A 15,353-nucleotide genomic window follows, 5' to 3' on the forward strand; every position below is an offset into this window, starting at 1 on the left:
TCGTGGAGAACCTGATCGCGCTGCTCATCGCGGCGCCCCTGCTCGGAGCGGCCGTCCTCCTGGTCGGTGGCCGGCGCCTGGACCGCGTCGGCCACTGGATCGGCACGCTGCTGTCGGCCGCGTCCTTCGTGTTCGGCCTCGTCCTCTTCGCCGGCCTCCTCGGCAAGGGTGCGGAGCACCGCACCCTGACGCAGCACCTGTTCAGCTGGGTCCCGGTGGCCGGCTTCCAGGCGGACGTCACTTTCCGCCTGGACCAGCTGTCCATGACGTTCGTCCTGCTCATCACGGGCGTCGGCTCGCTGATCCACCTGTACTCGGTCGGGTACATGGAGCACGACGAGCGCCGCCGCCGCTTCTTCGGCTATCTCAACCTGTTCCTCGCGGCGATGCTGCTGCTCGTCCTCGCCGACAACTACCTGCTGCTGTACGTCGGCTGGGAGGGTGTCGGTCTCGCCTCGTACCTGCTGATCGGCTTCTGGCAGCACAAGCCCAGCGCCGCCACGGCCGCGAAGAAGGCCTTCCTGGTCAACCGGGTCGGCGACATGGGCCTGTCGATCGCGATCATGCTGATGTTCACCACCTTCGGCAGCTTCGCCTTCGGTCCGGTCCTCAGCCACACCGGTGACACCTCCGAGGGCAAGCTCACCGCGATCGGCCTGATGCTGCTGCTCGCCGCGTGCGGCAAGTCCGCCCAGGTGCCGCTGCAGTCCTGGCTCGGGGACGCCATGGAGGGCCCGACCCCGGTCTCCGCCCTCATCCACGCGGCGACGATGGTGACCGCGGGCGTCTACCTGATCGTCCGGTCCGGCGCGATCTTCAACGCCGCCCCCGACGCGCAGCTGGCCGTCACGGTGGTCGGCGCGGTCACGCTGCTGTTCGGTGCGATCGTCGGTTGCGCCAAGGACGACATCAAGAAGGCGCTGGCCGGCTCGACCATGTCGCAGATCGGCTACATGGTCCTCGCGGCGGGCCTCGGCCCCATCGGCTACGTCTTCGCGATCATGCACCTGGTGACGCACGGCTTCTTCAAGGCCGGGCTGTTCCTCGGCGCCGGCTCCGTGATGCACGGCATGAACGACGAGGTCGACATGCGCCGCTACGGCGGCCTGCGGAAGTACATGCCGGTCACGTTCATCACCTTCGGCCTCGGCTACCTCGCCATCATCGGCTTCCCCGGCCTGTCGGGCTTCTTCTCCAAGGACAAGATCATCGAGGCGGCGTTCGCCAAGGGCGGCACCGAGGGCTGGATCCTCGGCGGCGCGGCCCTGCTGGGCGCGGCCATCACCGCCTTCTACATGACGCGCGTGATGCTGATGACGTTCTTCGGAGAGGAGCGGTGGCGCAAGGCCCCGACGCCGTCCCCGGCCGAGCCCAGCGTGGAGCCCGCCGCCGAGACCCGGGGCGAGCACGCCGAGCCGCACCCGCACGAGTCCCCGAAGGTCATGACGATCCCCATGATCGTCCTCGCCGTCGGATCGGTCTTCGGCGGTGCCTTCTTCAGCATCGGCGACCGCTTCCTGCACTGGCTGGAGCCCGTCACGGGCCACAGCGAGGGCCACTCCCCGCTCAGCGCGGCGACCGTCACCGGCGCCACCATGGTCTGCCTGGTCGTCGGCGTCGCCATCGCCTGGGCCCAGTACGGCCGCAAGCCCGTCCCGGCCGTCGCCCCGCGTGGCTCCCTGCTCACTCGCGCGGCCCGCCGCGACCTGCTCCAGGACGACTTCAACCACGTGGTCCTGGTGCGCGGCGGCGAGCACCTGACGCGGTCCCTGGTCTACGTCGACCACACCCTGGTCGACGGCGTCGTCAACGGCACCGCGGCCGGCTTCGGCGGCCTGTCCGGACGGATGCGCCGGCTCCAGAACGGCTTCGCCCGCTCCTACGCGGTCTCGATGTTCGGCGGCGCGGCGCTCCTGGTCGCCGCGACCCTGCTGATGAGGGCGGTCTGATACCGATGTCCTTTCCCCTGCTGACAGCGACGGCGGCGCTCCCGGCCCTCGGGGCGGTCGCCACGGCCGCCGTACCGGCCGCCCGGCGCACCGCCGCCAAATGGCTGGCGCTGACCGTCTCGCTCGCCACGCTCGCCCTGGCGATCACCGTCCTGGTCCGCTTCGACCCGGACGGCTCCCGCTACCAGCTCACCGAGTCCCACGCCTGGATCAAGGACTTCGGGGTCAGGTACGAACTGGGCGTCGACGGCATCGCGGTCGCGCTGATCGCGCTGACCGCCCTACTGATCCCGTTCATCGTCCTCGCGGGCTGGCATGACGCCGACCCGCTGGAGACCGGCAGCCGGCGCTGGCGGCCCACCCAGGGCTTCTTCGCGCTGATCCTGGCCGTGGAGGCGATGGTGATCATCTCCTTCGAGGCCACCGACGTCTTCCTCTTCTACATCTTCTTCGAAGCCATGCTCATCCCGATGTACTTCCTCATCGGCGGCTTCGGGGACCGTGCCCACGAGCACGGCGAGGAGGCGGCCGCCACGCAGCGTTCGTACGCGGCGGTGAAGTTCCTGCTCTACAACCTGGCCGGCGGTCTGATCATGCTGGCCGCGGTGATCGGCCTGTACGTGGTCGCCGGGAACTTCTCGCTCACGCAGATCGCCGAGGCCCGCGCGAACGGCTCGCTGCACATGGCGACCAGCACCGAACGCTGGCTGTTCCTCGGCTTCTTCTTCGCCTTCGCGGTGAAGGCGCCGCTGTGGCCGCTGCACACCTGGCTGCCGAACGCCATGCAGGAGTCCACCGCACCGGTCGCCGTCCTCATCACCGCGGTCGTCGACAAGGTGGGCACCTTCGCGATGCTCCGCTTTTGCCTTCAGCTGTTCCCGGAGGCGTCGAAGTGGGCGACGCCCGTCATCCTCGTCCTGGCGCTCATCAGCATCGTCTACGGCGCGCTGCTCGCCGTCGGCCAGCGGGACATCAAACGCCTGGTGGCCTACGCGTCGATCTCGCACTTCGGCTTCATCATCATGGGCATCTTCGCGATGACCAGCCAGGGCCAGTCCGGCGCCACGCTCTACATGGTCAACCACGGCATCTCCACGGCCGCCCTGATGCTGGTCGCCGGCTTCCTCATCTCCCGGCGCGGCTCCCGGCTCATCGCGGACTACGGAGGCGTGCAGAAGGTCGCCCCGGTGCTCGCCGGCACCTTCCTGATCGGCGGCCTGGCCACCCTGTCGCTGCCCGGACTGGCGCCGTTCGTCAGCGAGTTCCTGGTCCTGGTGGGCACGTTCACGCGCTATCCGGTGATCGGTGTCATCGCCACCTTCGGCATCGTCCTCGCCGCGCTGTACACGCTCGTGCTGTACCAGCGGACGATGACCGGCCCGGTGAAGCCCGAGGTCTCCGCGATGCCCGACCTGCGCGTGCGCGAGCTGGTGGTCGTCGCCCCGCTGATCGTGCTGCTGATCTTCCTGGGCGTCTATCCGAAGCCCGTGACGGACATCGTCAACCCGGCGGTCAAGCAGACCATGTCCGACGTCCAGAAGAAGGACCCCAAGCCCGAGGTGGAGGCGGCCAAGTGAGCGCACCAGCCGTCCACAGCCTGTGGACAACCGCGGCCGAACCGATCTCCAAGATCGACGCGCCGAAGATCGAATACGGACAATTGTCGCCGACGCTGATCGTCATCGGCGCGGCGCTGGTCGGGGTGCTCATCGAGGCGTTCGTGCCGCGGCGGTCCCGCTACTACGCGCAGGTGTTCGTGTCCGTCGTCGCCCTGTGCGCCGCGTTCGCCGCGGTCGTCGCGCTCGCGGCGGACGGGTTCGGCACCACGAAGGCGCACATCGCGGCGATGGGCGCCATCGCGGTCGACGGCCCGGCCCTCTTCCTCCAGGGCACGATCCTGCTGGCCGGCCTGGTCGGCCTGTTCACGTTCGCCGAGCGGCGCCTGGACCCGGCGGCACACGGCAACCGGGTCGACTCCTTCGCCGCGCAGGCCGCCTCCGTCCCCGGCAGCGACAGCGAGCAGGCCGCCGTGAAGGCGGGCTTCACCACCACGGAGGTCTTCCCGCTGCTGCTGTTCGCGGTCGGCGGCATGCTGATCTTCCCGGCGGCGAACGACCTGGTCACCCTGTTCGTGGCCCTGGAGGTCTTCTCCCTGCCGCTGTACCTGCTGTGCGCGCTGGCCCGCCGCAAGCGGCTGATGTCGCAGGAGGCCGCGGTCAAGTACTTCCTGCTGGGCGCGTTCGCCTCCGCGTTCACCCTGTTCGGCATCGCGCTGCTGTACGGCTACGCGGGCTCGATGTCGTACGCGCGCATCGCCCAGGTCGTCGACGGCACGGTCACGGACGTCGACCCGGCCCTCGCCAACACCATGGGCAACGACGCGCTGCTGCTGATCGGCGGCGCGATGCTCCTGATGGGCCTGCTGTTCAAGGTGGGCGCGGTGCCGTTCCACATGTGGACGCCCGACGTCTACCAGGGCGCGCCCACCCCGGTGACCGGCTTCATGGCCGCGGCGACGAAGGTGGCCGCGTTCGGCGCGCTGCTGCGCCTGCTGTACGTCGTCCTGCCCGGGCTGCGCTGGGACTGGCGGCCGGTGATGTGGGCCGTGGCGATCGTCACCATGCTGGGCGGCGCGATCGTCGCCATCACCCAGACCGACATCAAGCGGCTGCTGGCGTACTCGTCCATCGCGCACGCCGGTTTCATCCTCGCGGGTGTGATCGCCACCTCGAAGGACGGCGTGTCGTCCGTCCTCTTCTACCTGGCGGGCTACTCCTTCGTCACCATCGGCGCGTTCGCCGTGGTCACGCTGGTGCGCGACGCGGGCGGCGAGGCGACCCACCTGTCCAAGTGGGCGGGCCTCGGCCGGCGCTCCCCGCTGGTGGCGGCCGTCTTCGCGGTGTTCCTGCTGGCCTTCGCCGGCATCCCGCTGACCTCCGGGTTCGCCGGGAAGTTCGCCGTGTTCAAGGCGGCGGCGGACGGCGGCGCGGCCCCGCTGGTCGTGATCGGTGTGATCTCCTCGGCCATCGCGGCGTTCTTCTACATCCGCGTGATCGTGCTGATGTTCTTCAGCGAGCCGCGACCGCAGGGCCCGACCGTCGCCGTCCCGTCACCGCTGACCATGCTCGCGATCGGCCTGGGCGTGGCGGTGACGCTGGTCCTCGGTGTGGCGCCGCAGTACTTCCTGGACCTGGCGAACCAGGCGGGAGTCTTCGTGCGCTGACGCCCGCGCCACCGCGCCGCTGCCCGGCACCCTCACCGCAGGGCGCCGGGCAGCGGCATGTCGCCGTGGTCACTGATCCCTGTCGCGGCGCGTCTTGATCCGGGTGAGGTCGAGGTCCATCGGGAAAGGCACGTCCAGCTTCATGCGCTCGCGGAAGATGCCGGTGCTCGTGTAGGTGCCGGTCGTCGGCTCCAGCTCGAAGACGTGCACCGCGGCCCGCCCGTTCTCGTTCTCGACCCGCCAGTAGTGGGGGATCTTGGCACGGGCGTACTTCAGGGGCTTGGTCTCCCGGTCGAGGGAGACGGAGTCCTCGGAGACGACCTCGATGGCCATGACGACGGACTCCGCCGGAAAGCGGGTCTGGCTCGGCTCCTCCACCACGTCTGCGCTTACCACCACGACGTCCGGCTCGGGCCTGTTCTGCCGGTCGATGTCGATCGTGAACTCGCGGATGACCTCGAATTCCTCCGGCGCCAGCGACTGGAGCTGCCAATTGAAGAAGTCGACGGCCCGTACATGAAACATCGTCTGCGGACTCACGAAGACCAGGCTCCCGTCGATCAATTCCGTGTGCGGAGGAAGATTCGGGAGGCGGTCCAGGTCGTCGGCGGTCCATCCGCCCTTCGGCGGAGTCGGCCAGCTGGGCGTGGACGCCTTCGGTGCGACGCTCATCAGTGCTCCCATGGGGACGGAGTCTCGCCGGTGCGTTCAGACTATCGGCCCGAAACGGGCGAGTCTCCCGCGAACGTGTGAACGACAGTGTCCTTGACGTGCGCTTCTCCGGCTGCCCTGTGGACAACTCCGGGACTGTCGGTCCGGACCCCTATGGTGGAGGCAGCGGTCGAGAGACGACACACGGGGGACCGACGGGGGACAGGACGATGGGCGTGACGGGCGGGATCAGCGAGATGACACAGGTGACCGAGGGGCCGGGAGCGACCGACAGCGAGGCGCTGGCCACGCTGCACCGGGTCTTCGGATACGACGCCTTCCGGGGCGAGCAGCAGGAGATCATCGAGCATGTGGTGGCGGGCGGCGACGCCGTCGTCCTGATGCCGACCGGCGGCGGCAAGTCGCTGTGCTACCAGATCCCGGCACTGGTCCGGCCGGGCACGGGCGTGGTCGTCTCACCCCTGATCGCCCTCATGCAGGACCAGGTGGACGCCCTGCGCGCCCTCGGTGTCCGCGCCGGCTTCGTCAACTCCACCCAGGACTTCGACGAGCGGCGCATGGTCGAGGCCGAGTTCCTGGCCGGCGAGCTCGATCTGCTGTACCTGGCCCCGGAGCGGCTGCGCGTGGACGCCACGCTGGATCTGCTCTCCCGCGGCAAGATCTCCGTCTTCGCGATCGACGAGGCCCACTGCGTGGCCCAGTGGGGCCACGACTTCCGCCCGGACTACCTCACCCTCTCCCTGCTCGGCGAGCGCTGGCCGGACGTCCCGCGGATCGCCCTCACCGCCACGGCCACCCGCGCCACCCACCAGGAGATCACCCAGCGGCTGAACCTGCCGACGGCCCGGCACTTCGTCGCCAGCTTCGACCGGCCCAACATCCAGTACCGGATCGTGCCCAAGGCCGACCCCAGGAAGCAGCTGCTCGCCTTCCTCCGCGAGGAGCACGCGGGCGACGCCGGCATCGTGTACTGCCTCTCGCGCAACTCGGTGGAGCGCACGGCCGAGTTCCTGACCGCGAACGGCATCCAGGCGGTGCCCTACCACGCGGGCCTGGAGGCGGCCACGCGCGCGGCGCACCAGGCCCGCTTCCTGCGCGAGGACGGCCTGGTCGTGGTCGCGACCATCGCCTTCGGCATGGGCATCGACAAGCCGGACGTACGCTTCGTCGCCCACCTGGACCTGCCCAAGTCGATCGAGGGGTACTACCAGGAGACCGGCCGGGCGGGCCGCGACGGCCTGCCGTCCACGGCGTGGATGGCGTACGGCCTGAACGACGTCATCCAGCAGCGCAAGCTGATCCAGTCCGGCGAGGGCGACGAGGCGTTCCGCCGCCGGGCCGCCGCCCACCTCGACGCCATGCTCGCGCTGTGCGAGACCGCCCAGTGCCGCCGCGGGCAGCTGCTCGCCTACTTCGGCCAGGACCCCGAGGCCGCGGCCTGCGGCAACTGCGACACCTGCCTCACCCCGCCCGAGACCTGGGACGGCACGATCGCCGCGCAGAAGGTGCTGTCCACGGTGGTGCGGTTGCAGCGCGAGCGCGGGCAGAAGTTCGGCGCGATGCAGATCGTCGACATCCTGCTCGGTAAGCGCACCGGCAAGGTGATCCAGTTCGACCACGACCAGCTGTCCGTCTTCGGCATCGGCCAGGACCTCTCGGAAGGCGAGTGGCGCGGGGTCATCCGGCAGCTGCTGGCCCAGGGGCTCCTCGCGGTCGAGGGGGAGTACGGCACGCTGGCGCTCACGGAGGCGAGCGGCTCGGTGCTGCGGCGGGAGCGCGAGGTGCCGCTGCGCAAGGAACCGAAGAAGCCGGCCGCCTCCCGGTCACGGTCCACCGGCTCCTCCGGGGGCGACCGCAAGGCGAAGGCCGTCGCGGCCGAGCTGCCCGAGGCGCTGCTTCCCGCCTTCGAGGCCCTGCGGGCCTGGCGTGCCGAACAGGCCCGGGAGCAGGGCGTCCCGGCATACGTCATCTTCCACGACGCCACCCTGCGCGAGATCGTGACCCGGTGGCCCGGCTCGGTGCGGGAGCTGGGCACGGTCAACGGCGTCGGCGAGAAGAAGCTGGCGACGTACGGCGAAGGGGTGATCCAGGTGCTGGCCTCCCTGGACGGGGGTGCCTCGGAGGCCGCGGACAGCCCGGCCGCCGACACCCGGGCCGCCGCCGACATCCGGGCCGCCGCCGGCGGCCCGGACGCCGACTGGCCCGACCCGGTGGACGAACCGGTGGACGAGCCGGAACCGGACGACTGGGCATAGGCGGGACGCCCGGGGAGGCCCAGGGGAGCACCCGGCAGTGCCGTCGGCCCCTCAGGACAGTGCCGTCAGACCCGGGGCGAAGGTGATCAGCAGCGGGAGCAGCGGCACCAGCGCGGCCACCGTCGTCGTCAGCGCCCGGTGCCGGCGCAGCAGCCGGGGCGGCGGCTCCAGCAGACGGTCGACGCGCTCGCCCAGCAGGCGGCGGCTGGAGTCGCAGGACAGCACACCCCGGTGCTGGTTCAGTTCGATCAGGGCCAGGGCCGTGGTGAGGTGCCCGCAGCGCCGGGAGGCCGTGTCGTCGGCGGCCAGCTCGACCAGGCGGTGCGTCTGGTCGCAGAAGTGCGCGAACAGCGGCACGCGCGGGAAGCCCGTGGCGAGGGCGGTGGACAGGTGCAGCAGCCAGTCGTGGTGGGCGCGGGCGTGCCCCCGCTCATGGGTGAGGACGGCGTCCAGCTGAAGGTCGGTGAGGCGGTGCAGGGCCCCTGTGGTGACGACCAGTTGGGGCCGGTGCCCCGGCATCCACCAGGCGTCCGGGTACTCGTCCTCCAGGACCAGCATCGGCCCGCGCGCCGCCGGCAGCCCGGCCGGCAGCTCGGGCGCGCGCTCGCGCAGGTGCGCCCGGGCCTGGCCGCGGCTGCGGCGGGCCTCGACGAGTTCGCGGGCCAGCATCGCGGTCGTCCAGGCGGCCCCGCAGGCCAGCAGCACGGTGAGCGCGGCGGCCCACACCGGCGCGGTGGACAGGTCGTAGGCGGCGGTGACGGCGGGCGGCGCGGGCGCGAACACGTGGTCGCGGACGGTGTGGAAGACGGCCGCCGCGCCCAGGACGAGCGCGGTCAGGCAGCACAGCAGGACGGTGGCGACGAGGCACTGCCACACCCACAGCGCGACCACGGGTTCCCGCTCGGGCCAGGAGGCACGGGTCAGCGCGCGCGGCGCCGGTACGGCGGCCGTCAGGGCGACGACGCTCAGCAGGAGCAGGCAGACAGTCATGCCGGGGCTCCGGTTCCTGGTCGGAGAGTGGGCGGGTGACGGTGGTGCCGGGCACGCGTCACGCGACGGCGGCTCGCGCGTGGTGCGTGTCCCCGTCAGTATGACGAAGACGGGCGGCCGGAGTCAGGTGTCGGCACCGATCCGCCGGGACCGGCCCGGGTCCGCGCCCGCCGTCGCCGCGCCCGCCCGGCGAGCTGTCCGGCCCGCCCGGTGACCCTCCGCGGGGTCAGGCCGGAACCACCCGCCCGCCGACCTCCCCCAGCCCCACCCGAGTGCCGTCCGGGCCCGGGGCCCATGCCGACAGGGTGACCACGTCACCGTCCTCCAGGAAGGTCCGCTTGCCGTCGGGGAGTTCGAGGGGGTCGCGCCCGTTCCAGGTCAGTTCCAGCAGGGAACCGCGCTGGCGTTCGGCGGGGCCGCTCACCGTCCCGGAGCCGTACAGGTCGCCCGTGCGCAGCGAGGCGCCGTTCACGGTCATGTGGGCGAGCTGCTGGGCGGCGGTCCAGTACATGGTGGAGAAGGGCGGTTCGGAGACCACGTGGCCGTTGACCGCGACCGAGATACGCAGGTCGTAACCGCCGGGCTCGGTGCCGGGCGCCGAGTCGTCCAGGTAGGGCAGCAGCGGGTGGGTGCGCCGCGGAGGCAGCACGCGCGCGTGCTCCAGCGCCTCCAGCGGTGTGATCCACGCCGACACCGAGGTCGCGAAGGACTTGCCGAGGAACGGGCCGAGGGGGACGTACTCCCAGGCCTGGATGTCGCGCGCGGACCAGTCGTTGAGCAGGCACAGCCCGAAGACGTGCTCCCGGAAGTCGCCGAGCGCGACCGGGGTGCCGAGCCGCGACGGCACGCCCACGACGAAGCCGACCTCCGCCTCGATGTCCAGCCGGACCGAGGGGCCGAAGACGGGCGCGGGGTCGGCCGGGCCCTTGCGCTGCCCGGAGGGCCGTACGACGTCCGTGCCGGAGACGACCACGGTGCCGGAGCGGCCGTGGTAACCGATCGGCAGGTGCTTCCAGTTCGGGGTGAGGGAGTCCTCGGCGTCGGGTCGGAAGATCCGGCCGACGTTGCGGGCGTGGTTCTCCGAGGCGTAGAAGTCGACGTAGTCCGCGACCTCGAAGGGCAGGTGCAGGGTCACCTCGGACAGGGGGTGGAACAGTGGCTCGACGACCGTGCGGTGCGCCGGTTCCGTGACCCAGGACGTGACGGAGCGCCGTACGTCCGACCAGGTGGCGCGGCCGGCGGCCAGCAGCGGGTTGAGGGTGGGCCGGGCGAGCAGCGGCTGGTGGGGTGAGCCGAGCGCGGCGGCCGCGGCGCCCGCGTCGAGGACGTGGTTCCCGAGCCGGACGCCGATCCTCCGCTCCGTGCTGCCGGAGGGCGCGAACACGCCGTAGGGGAGGTTGTGCGGACCGAAGGGGTCACCCTCGGGGACGTCGAAGGGGGGCATGGGGTGCTGCCTCACTCTCATCCGGGCCATGCATGGCACTGCGTTCCATGTGGTCGGGCCACACGTTACGGCCGAGCCGCGTGTCTTGGGCAGTGCCTCACCAGGGGCTCGGCAGGTCTGGACGAAGCGCTGCCCATCGCGCCGTCCGGGGTGAGCGGTTGGGCGGCAGCGGCACGTAAGTGCGGGTAACGACAGGTGAGTCGGCGGGGCGTGCTGTCCGTATTCTCTGATCATGGCACCCACCCCGGCATATGCACTGATCGCCACCGACCTGGACGGGACGCTGCTGCGCGGCGACGACACCGTCTCGGACCGGTCCCTCGCCGCGCTCGCGCGGGTGGCGCGGGCCGGTGCCCGGCACCTGGTGGTGACGGGCCGCCCGGCCCCGCGGGTGCGGCCGCTGCTCGCGGACCTCGGCGGTGCCGGACTCGCGGTGTGCGGGCAGGGGGCCCAGGTCTACGACGGCGCGACCGACCGTCTGTTGTGGTCCGTACGGCTGGACCGGGAGCTGGCCGAGACGGCGCTCGGCAAGATCGAGGCGGAGGTGGGGGAGGTCTACGCGGCGGTCGACCAGGACGGCGTGGACGGGCTCACGCTCATCGAGCCCGGTTACCGGATGCCCCACCCGACGCTGCCCGCGGTGCGGGTCGCCCGGCGCGACGACCTGTGGTGCGCGCCCATCAGCAAGGTGCTGCTGCGGCACGCCACCCTGTCCGACGACGAGTTGGCGGCCGTGGCCCGCGCCGCGGTGGGCTCGCTCGCGTCGGTCACGATGTCGGGGCCGGGCACGGTGGAGCTCCAGCCGTGCGGGGTGACGAAGGCGACCGGGCTGGCGCTGGCCGCGGAACGGCTGGGGATCGCCGCCGAACGGGCCCTCGCGTTCGGTGACATGCCCAACGACATTCCGATGTTCGACTGGGCCGGGCGCGGTGTCGCCATGGCCGGCGCGCACCCGGAACTGAAGGCGGTGGCCGACGAGGTCACCCTGTCGAACGAGGACGACGGCGTCGCCGTCGTCCTCGAACGACTCTTCCCGGCCGGCTGACCGGGACACCGGCAGTGCCCGGTCGGGCCGGCCGGCGCCGGGTCAGGCCGCCGGTGCCGGTCAGTACGCGCCGAACACGTTGTCGATGGACCCGTACCGTGCGGCCGCGTAGTTGCAGGCGGCGGTGATGTTGGCGACCGGGTCGTAGATGTCGAAGGACGTTCCGGCCACGTGGTACGCGTTGAACGTCGGGTCGATGACCTGGAGCAGGCCCTTGGACGGGATGCCCTTGGCGGCGTTGGAGTCCCAGAGGTTGATGGCCTTCGGGTTGCCGGAGGACTCGCGGATGATGTTGCGGTGGATGCCGTTGTAGGTGCCGGGGATGTGCTTCTCGGCCATGATCGCCAGCGACTCGCGGATCCAGCCGTCGAGGTTGTTCGGGTAGCCGGCGGGGGTGGTGGCGGGGGTGCTGGCGGCCGTGGTGGTGCTGGGGGCCGCGGAGGCGTCGGCCGCGCCGATGAGGGGCAGGGCGAGAACGGCGGCACCGGTGCCGGCGGCGGTGAGCGCGCGGACAAGGCGGCTGTTCCGGGTACGGCGGGGCTGGGCGACAGCAGACATGGGGGCGTTCCTCTCCGGCGCCTGCGAGGTGAGCTGTCGGGTTCGGGCGGGGAGGTGCCCGGCCGTGCTCCTGACGGAGGCATGGCTTCACCCCTAGCCGTCCCGGCGCGGCGTGTGCCGTTCCGGACCGGCGGCTTACCTGGGTCCCCCGCTCCTGCCGTACGAATGAGTTCGTCGATGGGTATGCGGGCGGCGGCAGGATTCGGCGTCCGCCCGACGGCCCGGAACGTATGCGAGAGCACATGTCGGGAACAAGAGCCGGATTCATACAACGTGCGATTTGACCTTGATCGATGCCGTATGAGGTGCTTGATCCTTTGCGGTTGCCAATCCTCAACTCGCCGACACGGCAAGGAGTCACGGGGATCGGGCCGAGCGGGCGGGCCCGCCGGGCACGTGACCCAACTCACGAAATAGCAAACAGCTTTAAATCGGACATGGCGGATTGGGGGGATTTGCACCTTAAGCCGAGTTGATGGCGGAAAGGGGCATGTGGGGGACGTCGTTGCCGAGGCGAGGGCGGAGTGTCCGGATTACTCTTATATGGATAAAAATCCACTCACACTGTGTGATCAAAACCATGCCGGTCATGATCCGGTATCGCCCGGGCTGGACCGGTGGGCGCTATCGGTGATCGAAAGAGGACCGGATACGCTGACTTGAGTGATGGCAGCGACCTATCGACAAACCGTGTAACCGCCAGCAGACACCAGCAGACAGGAGACCCCTCGTGACCGTCGTCGGGCCGTTCGGGCTGAGCGTGCGGGACCAGGCTCTGGAAGCCGATGTCCAGGCCGGATTGGCGGCTGTCGAGGAAGGCTTGCTCGAGGCCACCAAGAGCGAGGTCCCCTTCATCACGGAGGCGGCGCAGCACCTGGTGCGGGCGGGCGGGAAGCGGTTCCGGCCACTCCTCGTGATGCTCGCGGCCCAGTTCGGCGACCCCTACGCGCCGGGCGTGGTGCCCTCGGCCGTGGTCGTGGAGCTGACCCACCTGGCCACGCTGTACCACGACGACGTCATGGACGAGGCGGCCGTACGGCGTGGCGTGGACAGCGCCAACACCCGCTGGGGCAACTCCGTCGCGGTCCTCACCGGCGACTTCCTCTTCGCCCGCGCCTCCCAGATCCTCGCCGACCTCGGTCCCGAGGCGGTCCGGGTGCAGGCCCTCGCGTTCGAACGGCTCGTCACCGGCCAGATCCTGGAGACCGCGGGTCCCTCGGACGGCCGAGACCCGGTCGAGCACTATCTGGACGTGCTCGCCGGCAAGACGGGCTCCCTGGTGGCGGTGTCGTGCCGGTTCGGCGCGATGATGTCCGGCGCGGACGAGACGGTCGTCGACGTCCTCACCCAGTACGGGGAACGGCTCGGCGTCGCCTTCCAGCTCGCGGACGACGTCCTGGACATCGCCTCCGACTCCCACGAGTCCGGCAAGACCCCGGGCACCGACCTGCGGGAGGGCATCCCGACCCTGCCGGTGCTCCGGCTGCGCGAGCGGGCCGCCCGGCTGGGCCTGGCCGAGGACGTCGCGCTGTGCGCGCTGCTGGACTCCGACCTCAGCGACGACGCCCGGCACGCCGAGGCGCTGGCCGCGCTGCGCGCCCACCCCGCGCTGGAGCAGGCCCGCCGGGACACCGTGCGGTACGCGGAGGAGGCGCGGGCCGCGCTCGCCCCGCTGCGCGAGTGCGATGCCAAGGCGGCGCTGATCGAGCTGTGCGACGCGGTCGTGCACCGCGCCGGCTGACCAGGCCGGTCACCCGTACGGGCCCCGGCCTCCGGCCCGACCCCTACGGGTCGGGCGGAGGAACCACCGCCGGGTGTCATACCGCAGGTGTAGACGGAGTTGGCTCCGAGGTCTGACGCTTGTCCGCAGCCGATTTGGTCAGATGGACACCACGGAAATCACCACTCCTCACCGTTTCGGGTGAGAATGGCGGCTCAGGGTGGACCAGCGGACCAGCGGACCAGCGTGAGGACAGCCGCCGCCGACGACGGAGGTAAGGCACACATGGCACCGTACGAATCCGACGACGCAGTGGGCGCCGCGCGGGACGAGTACCCGCGCTCCGGCCGGCGCAAGGCCGCCCGGTACGCCGTACCGGTCGCGGTGGTGGGGGTGGCGGCGGCCACGATCGGGCTGGTCCCGGCGCTCGCCGACTCCGGTGACCCCGACCTGCCGAGGATCAGCGCCCAGCAGCTCATCGAGAAGATCGCCAAATCGGACGTGCAGCAGTTGTCCGGCACGGTGAAGGTCAGCACCGACCTCGGCCTGCCCGACCTCGGCGGTCTCGAGGACGGCCTGATGTCCGGCTCGGGCCGGGGCGGCTCCGGCGACGGCTCCTCCGCCGACCCGAAGGCCAAGCTCACCGAGCTGGTCTCCGGCACGCACACCCTGCGCGTCGCCGCCGACGGCCCCGACCGGCAGAAGCTGTCGCTGCTGGAGAGCGGCGCCGAGTACAGCCTGATCCACGACGGCAAGGACGTCTGGGGCTACGACAGCAAGAGCAACCAGGTCTTCCACTCCACCGGGTCCGCCTCCGGCAAGGACCGCGACGCCGAGCCGCCGGCCACGCCCAAGGACTTCGCCGACCAGGCCCTGAAGTCGGTGGACGACACGACGTCCGTCACCGTCGACGGCACCGCCCACGTCGCCGGGCGCGACGCCTACAAGCTGCTGATCCGGCCCAAGCAGTCCGGCACCACGGTCGGCGCGATCAGCATCGCCGTGGACGCGAGGACCGGGATGCCGCTGAAGTTCACGCTGACCCCGAGGAGCGGCGGCGCCGCCGTGCTCGACGCGGGCTTCACCCAGGTCTCCTTCGCCCGGCCCGCCGCCTCCACGTTCGACTTCACGCCGCCCAAGGGCGCGAAGGTCACCGAGGAGAAGGACGCCGCCGGTGCCCGGGAGCACACCCCGGAGCACGGTGGGGACTTCGCCGGGGGCCTGGAGGGCAAGGACGGGCTGAAGGTGCTGGGCAAGGGCTGGACCTCCGTCGCCACCTTCGACACCGGCGCCAAGGGCGGCGTGCCGACCGGCTCCCAGGGCGGTGAACTCGGCGGCTTCCTCGGCTCGCTGGGCGACCCGGTCTCCGGGAGGTTCGGCAAGGGCACGGTCTTCTCCACCCGCCTGGTCAACGCCCTCATCACCGACGACGGCAAGGTCTACGCCGGCACGGTGACCAAGGACGCCCTGGTAAAGGCGGCCGACGCCGGGAAGTGA

The 15,353-nt window shown here is 71.1% G+C and carries 11 protein-coding genes and 1 riboswitch; of the genes, 7 read left to right on the forward strand and 4 right to left on the reverse strand.

Features of this window, described 5'->3' with window-relative positions:
• Positions 1–2 precede the first annotated feature (2 nt).
• From nuoL to nuoN, 3 genes are read left to right on the forward strand one after another with little or no spacing between them, the layout of a single operon-like run.
• On the forward strand, positions 3–1,949 hold the full coding sequence (gene nuoL, locus LG395_RS26240; RefSeq protein ID WP_171153794.1) for an NADH-quinone oxidoreductase subunit L: 1,947 nt from the start codon (positions 3–5) through the stop codon (positions 1,947–1,949).
• Between the two features lie 5 nt (positions 1,950–1,954).
• A complete protein-coding gene (locus tag LG395_RS26245) occupies positions 1,955–3,526 on the forward strand; it encodes an NADH-quinone oxidoreductase subunit M (protein WP_225811464.1) in 1,572 nt (523 codons plus the stop codon).
• Complete coding sequence (gene nuoN, locus LG395_RS26250; protein ID WP_171153790.1) at positions 3,523–5,172, forward strand: NADH-quinone oxidoreductase subunit NuoN; 1,650 nt, start codon at positions 3,523–3,525, stop codon at positions 5,170–5,172. The genes LG395_RS26245 and nuoN overlap by 4 nt, the downstream gene beginning before the upstream one ends.
• Positions 5,173–5,241: 69 nt before the next feature.
• Here the strand turns inward: nuoN and LG395_RS26255 are convergent, their stop codons facing one another.
• Positions 5,242–5,844: a Uma2 family endonuclease gene (locus LG395_RS26255; protein ID WP_171153788.1), complete on the reverse strand. Its 603-nt coding sequence runs from the start codon at positions 5,842–5,844 to the stop codon at positions 5,242–5,244.
• A 209-nt stretch (positions 5,845–6,053) separates the two neighbouring features.
• On the opposite strand from LG395_RS26255, the gene recQ reads away from it, so the two are divergent.
• Positions 6,054–8,099, forward strand: a complete 2,046-nt coding sequence (gene recQ / locus LG395_RS26260; RefSeq protein ID WP_225811465.1) for a DNA helicase RecQ — start codon at positions 6,054–6,056, stop codon at positions 8,097–8,099.
• 51 nt (positions 8,100–8,150) lie between these two features.
• Here recQ and LG395_RS26265 read toward each other — a convergent pair whose 3' ends face one another.
• Positions 8,151–9,089 carry a M56 family metallopeptidase gene (locus LG395_RS26265; protein WP_171153785.1) on the reverse strand — a complete coding sequence of 313 codons (939 nt, stop codon included), beginning with the start codon at positions 9,087–9,089 and terminating at the stop codon, positions 8,151–8,153.
• A 226-nt stretch (positions 9,090–9,315) separates the two neighbouring features.
• The gene (fahA, locus tag LG395_RS26270) at positions 9,316–10,533 is read right to left on the reverse strand and encodes a fumarylacetoacetase (RefSeq protein ID WP_225811466.1); all 1,218 of its coding nucleotides are present in this window, start codon (positions 10,531–10,533) and stop codon (positions 9,316–9,318) included.
• 232 nt (positions 10,534–10,765) lie between these two features.
• On the opposite strand from fahA, the gene LG395_RS26275 reads away from it, so the two are divergent.
• Complete coding sequence (locus tag LG395_RS26275) at positions 10,766–11,578, forward strand: HAD family hydrolase (RefSeq protein ID WP_225811467.1); 813 nt, start codon at positions 10,766–10,768, stop codon at positions 11,576–11,578.
• A gap of 60 nt (positions 11,579–11,638) precedes the next feature.
• Here the strand turns inward: LG395_RS26275 and LG395_RS26280 are convergent, their stop codons facing one another.
• Positions 11,639–12,136 carry a transglycosylase SLT domain-containing protein gene (locus tag LG395_RS26280; RefSeq protein ID WP_171153780.1) on the reverse strand — a complete coding sequence of 166 codons (498 nt, stop codon included), beginning with the start codon at positions 12,134–12,136 and terminating at the stop codon, positions 11,639–11,641.
• Between the two features lie 5 nt (positions 12,137–12,141).
• Positions 12,142–12,323, reverse strand: a riboswitch (cyclic di-AMP (ydaO/yuaA leader).
• 543 nt (positions 12,324–12,866) lie between these two features.
• Between LG395_RS26280 and LG395_RS26285 the strand changes: the two genes are divergently transcribed.
• Complete coding sequence (locus LG395_RS26285) at positions 12,867–13,877, forward strand: polyprenyl synthetase family protein (RefSeq protein ID WP_171153778.1); 1,011 nt, start codon at positions 12,867–12,869, stop codon at positions 13,875–13,877.
• 264 nt (positions 13,878–14,141) lie between these two features.
• Positions 14,142–15,353 carry a LolA family protein gene (locus LG395_RS26290; protein ID WP_225811468.1) on the forward strand — a complete coding sequence of 404 codons (1,212 nt, stop codon included), beginning with the start codon at positions 14,142–14,144 and terminating at the stop codon, positions 15,351–15,353.

The sequence above is a fragment of the Streptomyces spinosus genome (assembly GCF_020400655.1).
GTDB classification, from domain to species: Bacteria; Actinomycetota; Actinomycetes; order Streptomycetales; family Streptomycetaceae; genus Streptomyces; species Streptomyces argyrophylli.

What these genes read in the sequence shown, in the direction of transcription:
- LG395_RS26245 (WP_225811464.1), top strand. Translation starts at nt 1,955, where the DNA reads ATGTCCTTTCCCCTGCTGACAGCGACGGCGGCGCTCCCGGCCCTCGGG.
- LG395_RS26255 (WP_171153788.1), bottom strand. Translation starts at nt 5,844, where the DNA reads ATGAGCGTCGCACCGAAGGCGTCCACGCCCAGCTGGCCGACTCCGCCG.
- recQ (WP_225811465.1), top strand. Translation starts at nt 6,054, where the DNA reads ATGGGCGTGACGGGCGGGATCAGCGAGATGACACAGGTGACCGAGGGG.
- LG395_RS26265 (WP_171153785.1), bottom strand. Translation starts at nt 9,089, where the DNA reads ATGACTGTCTGCCTGCTCCTGCTGAGCGTCGTCGCCCTGACGGCCGCC.
- fahA (WP_225811466.1), bottom strand. Translation starts at nt 10,533, where the DNA reads ATGCCCCCCTTCGACGTCCCCGAGGGTGACCCCTTCGGTCCGCACAAC.
- LG395_RS26275 (WP_225811467.1), top strand. Translation starts at nt 10,766, where the DNA reads ATGGCACCCACCCCGGCATATGCACTGATCGCCACCGACCTGGACGGG.
- LG395_RS26280 (WP_171153780.1), bottom strand. Translation starts at nt 12,136, where the DNA reads ATGTCTGCTGTCGCCCAGCCCCGCCGTACCCGGAACAGCCGCCTTGTC.
- LG395_RS26290 (WP_225811468.1), top strand. Translation starts at nt 14,142, where the DNA reads ATGGCACCGTACGAATCCGACGACGCAGTGGGCGCCGCGCGGGACGAG.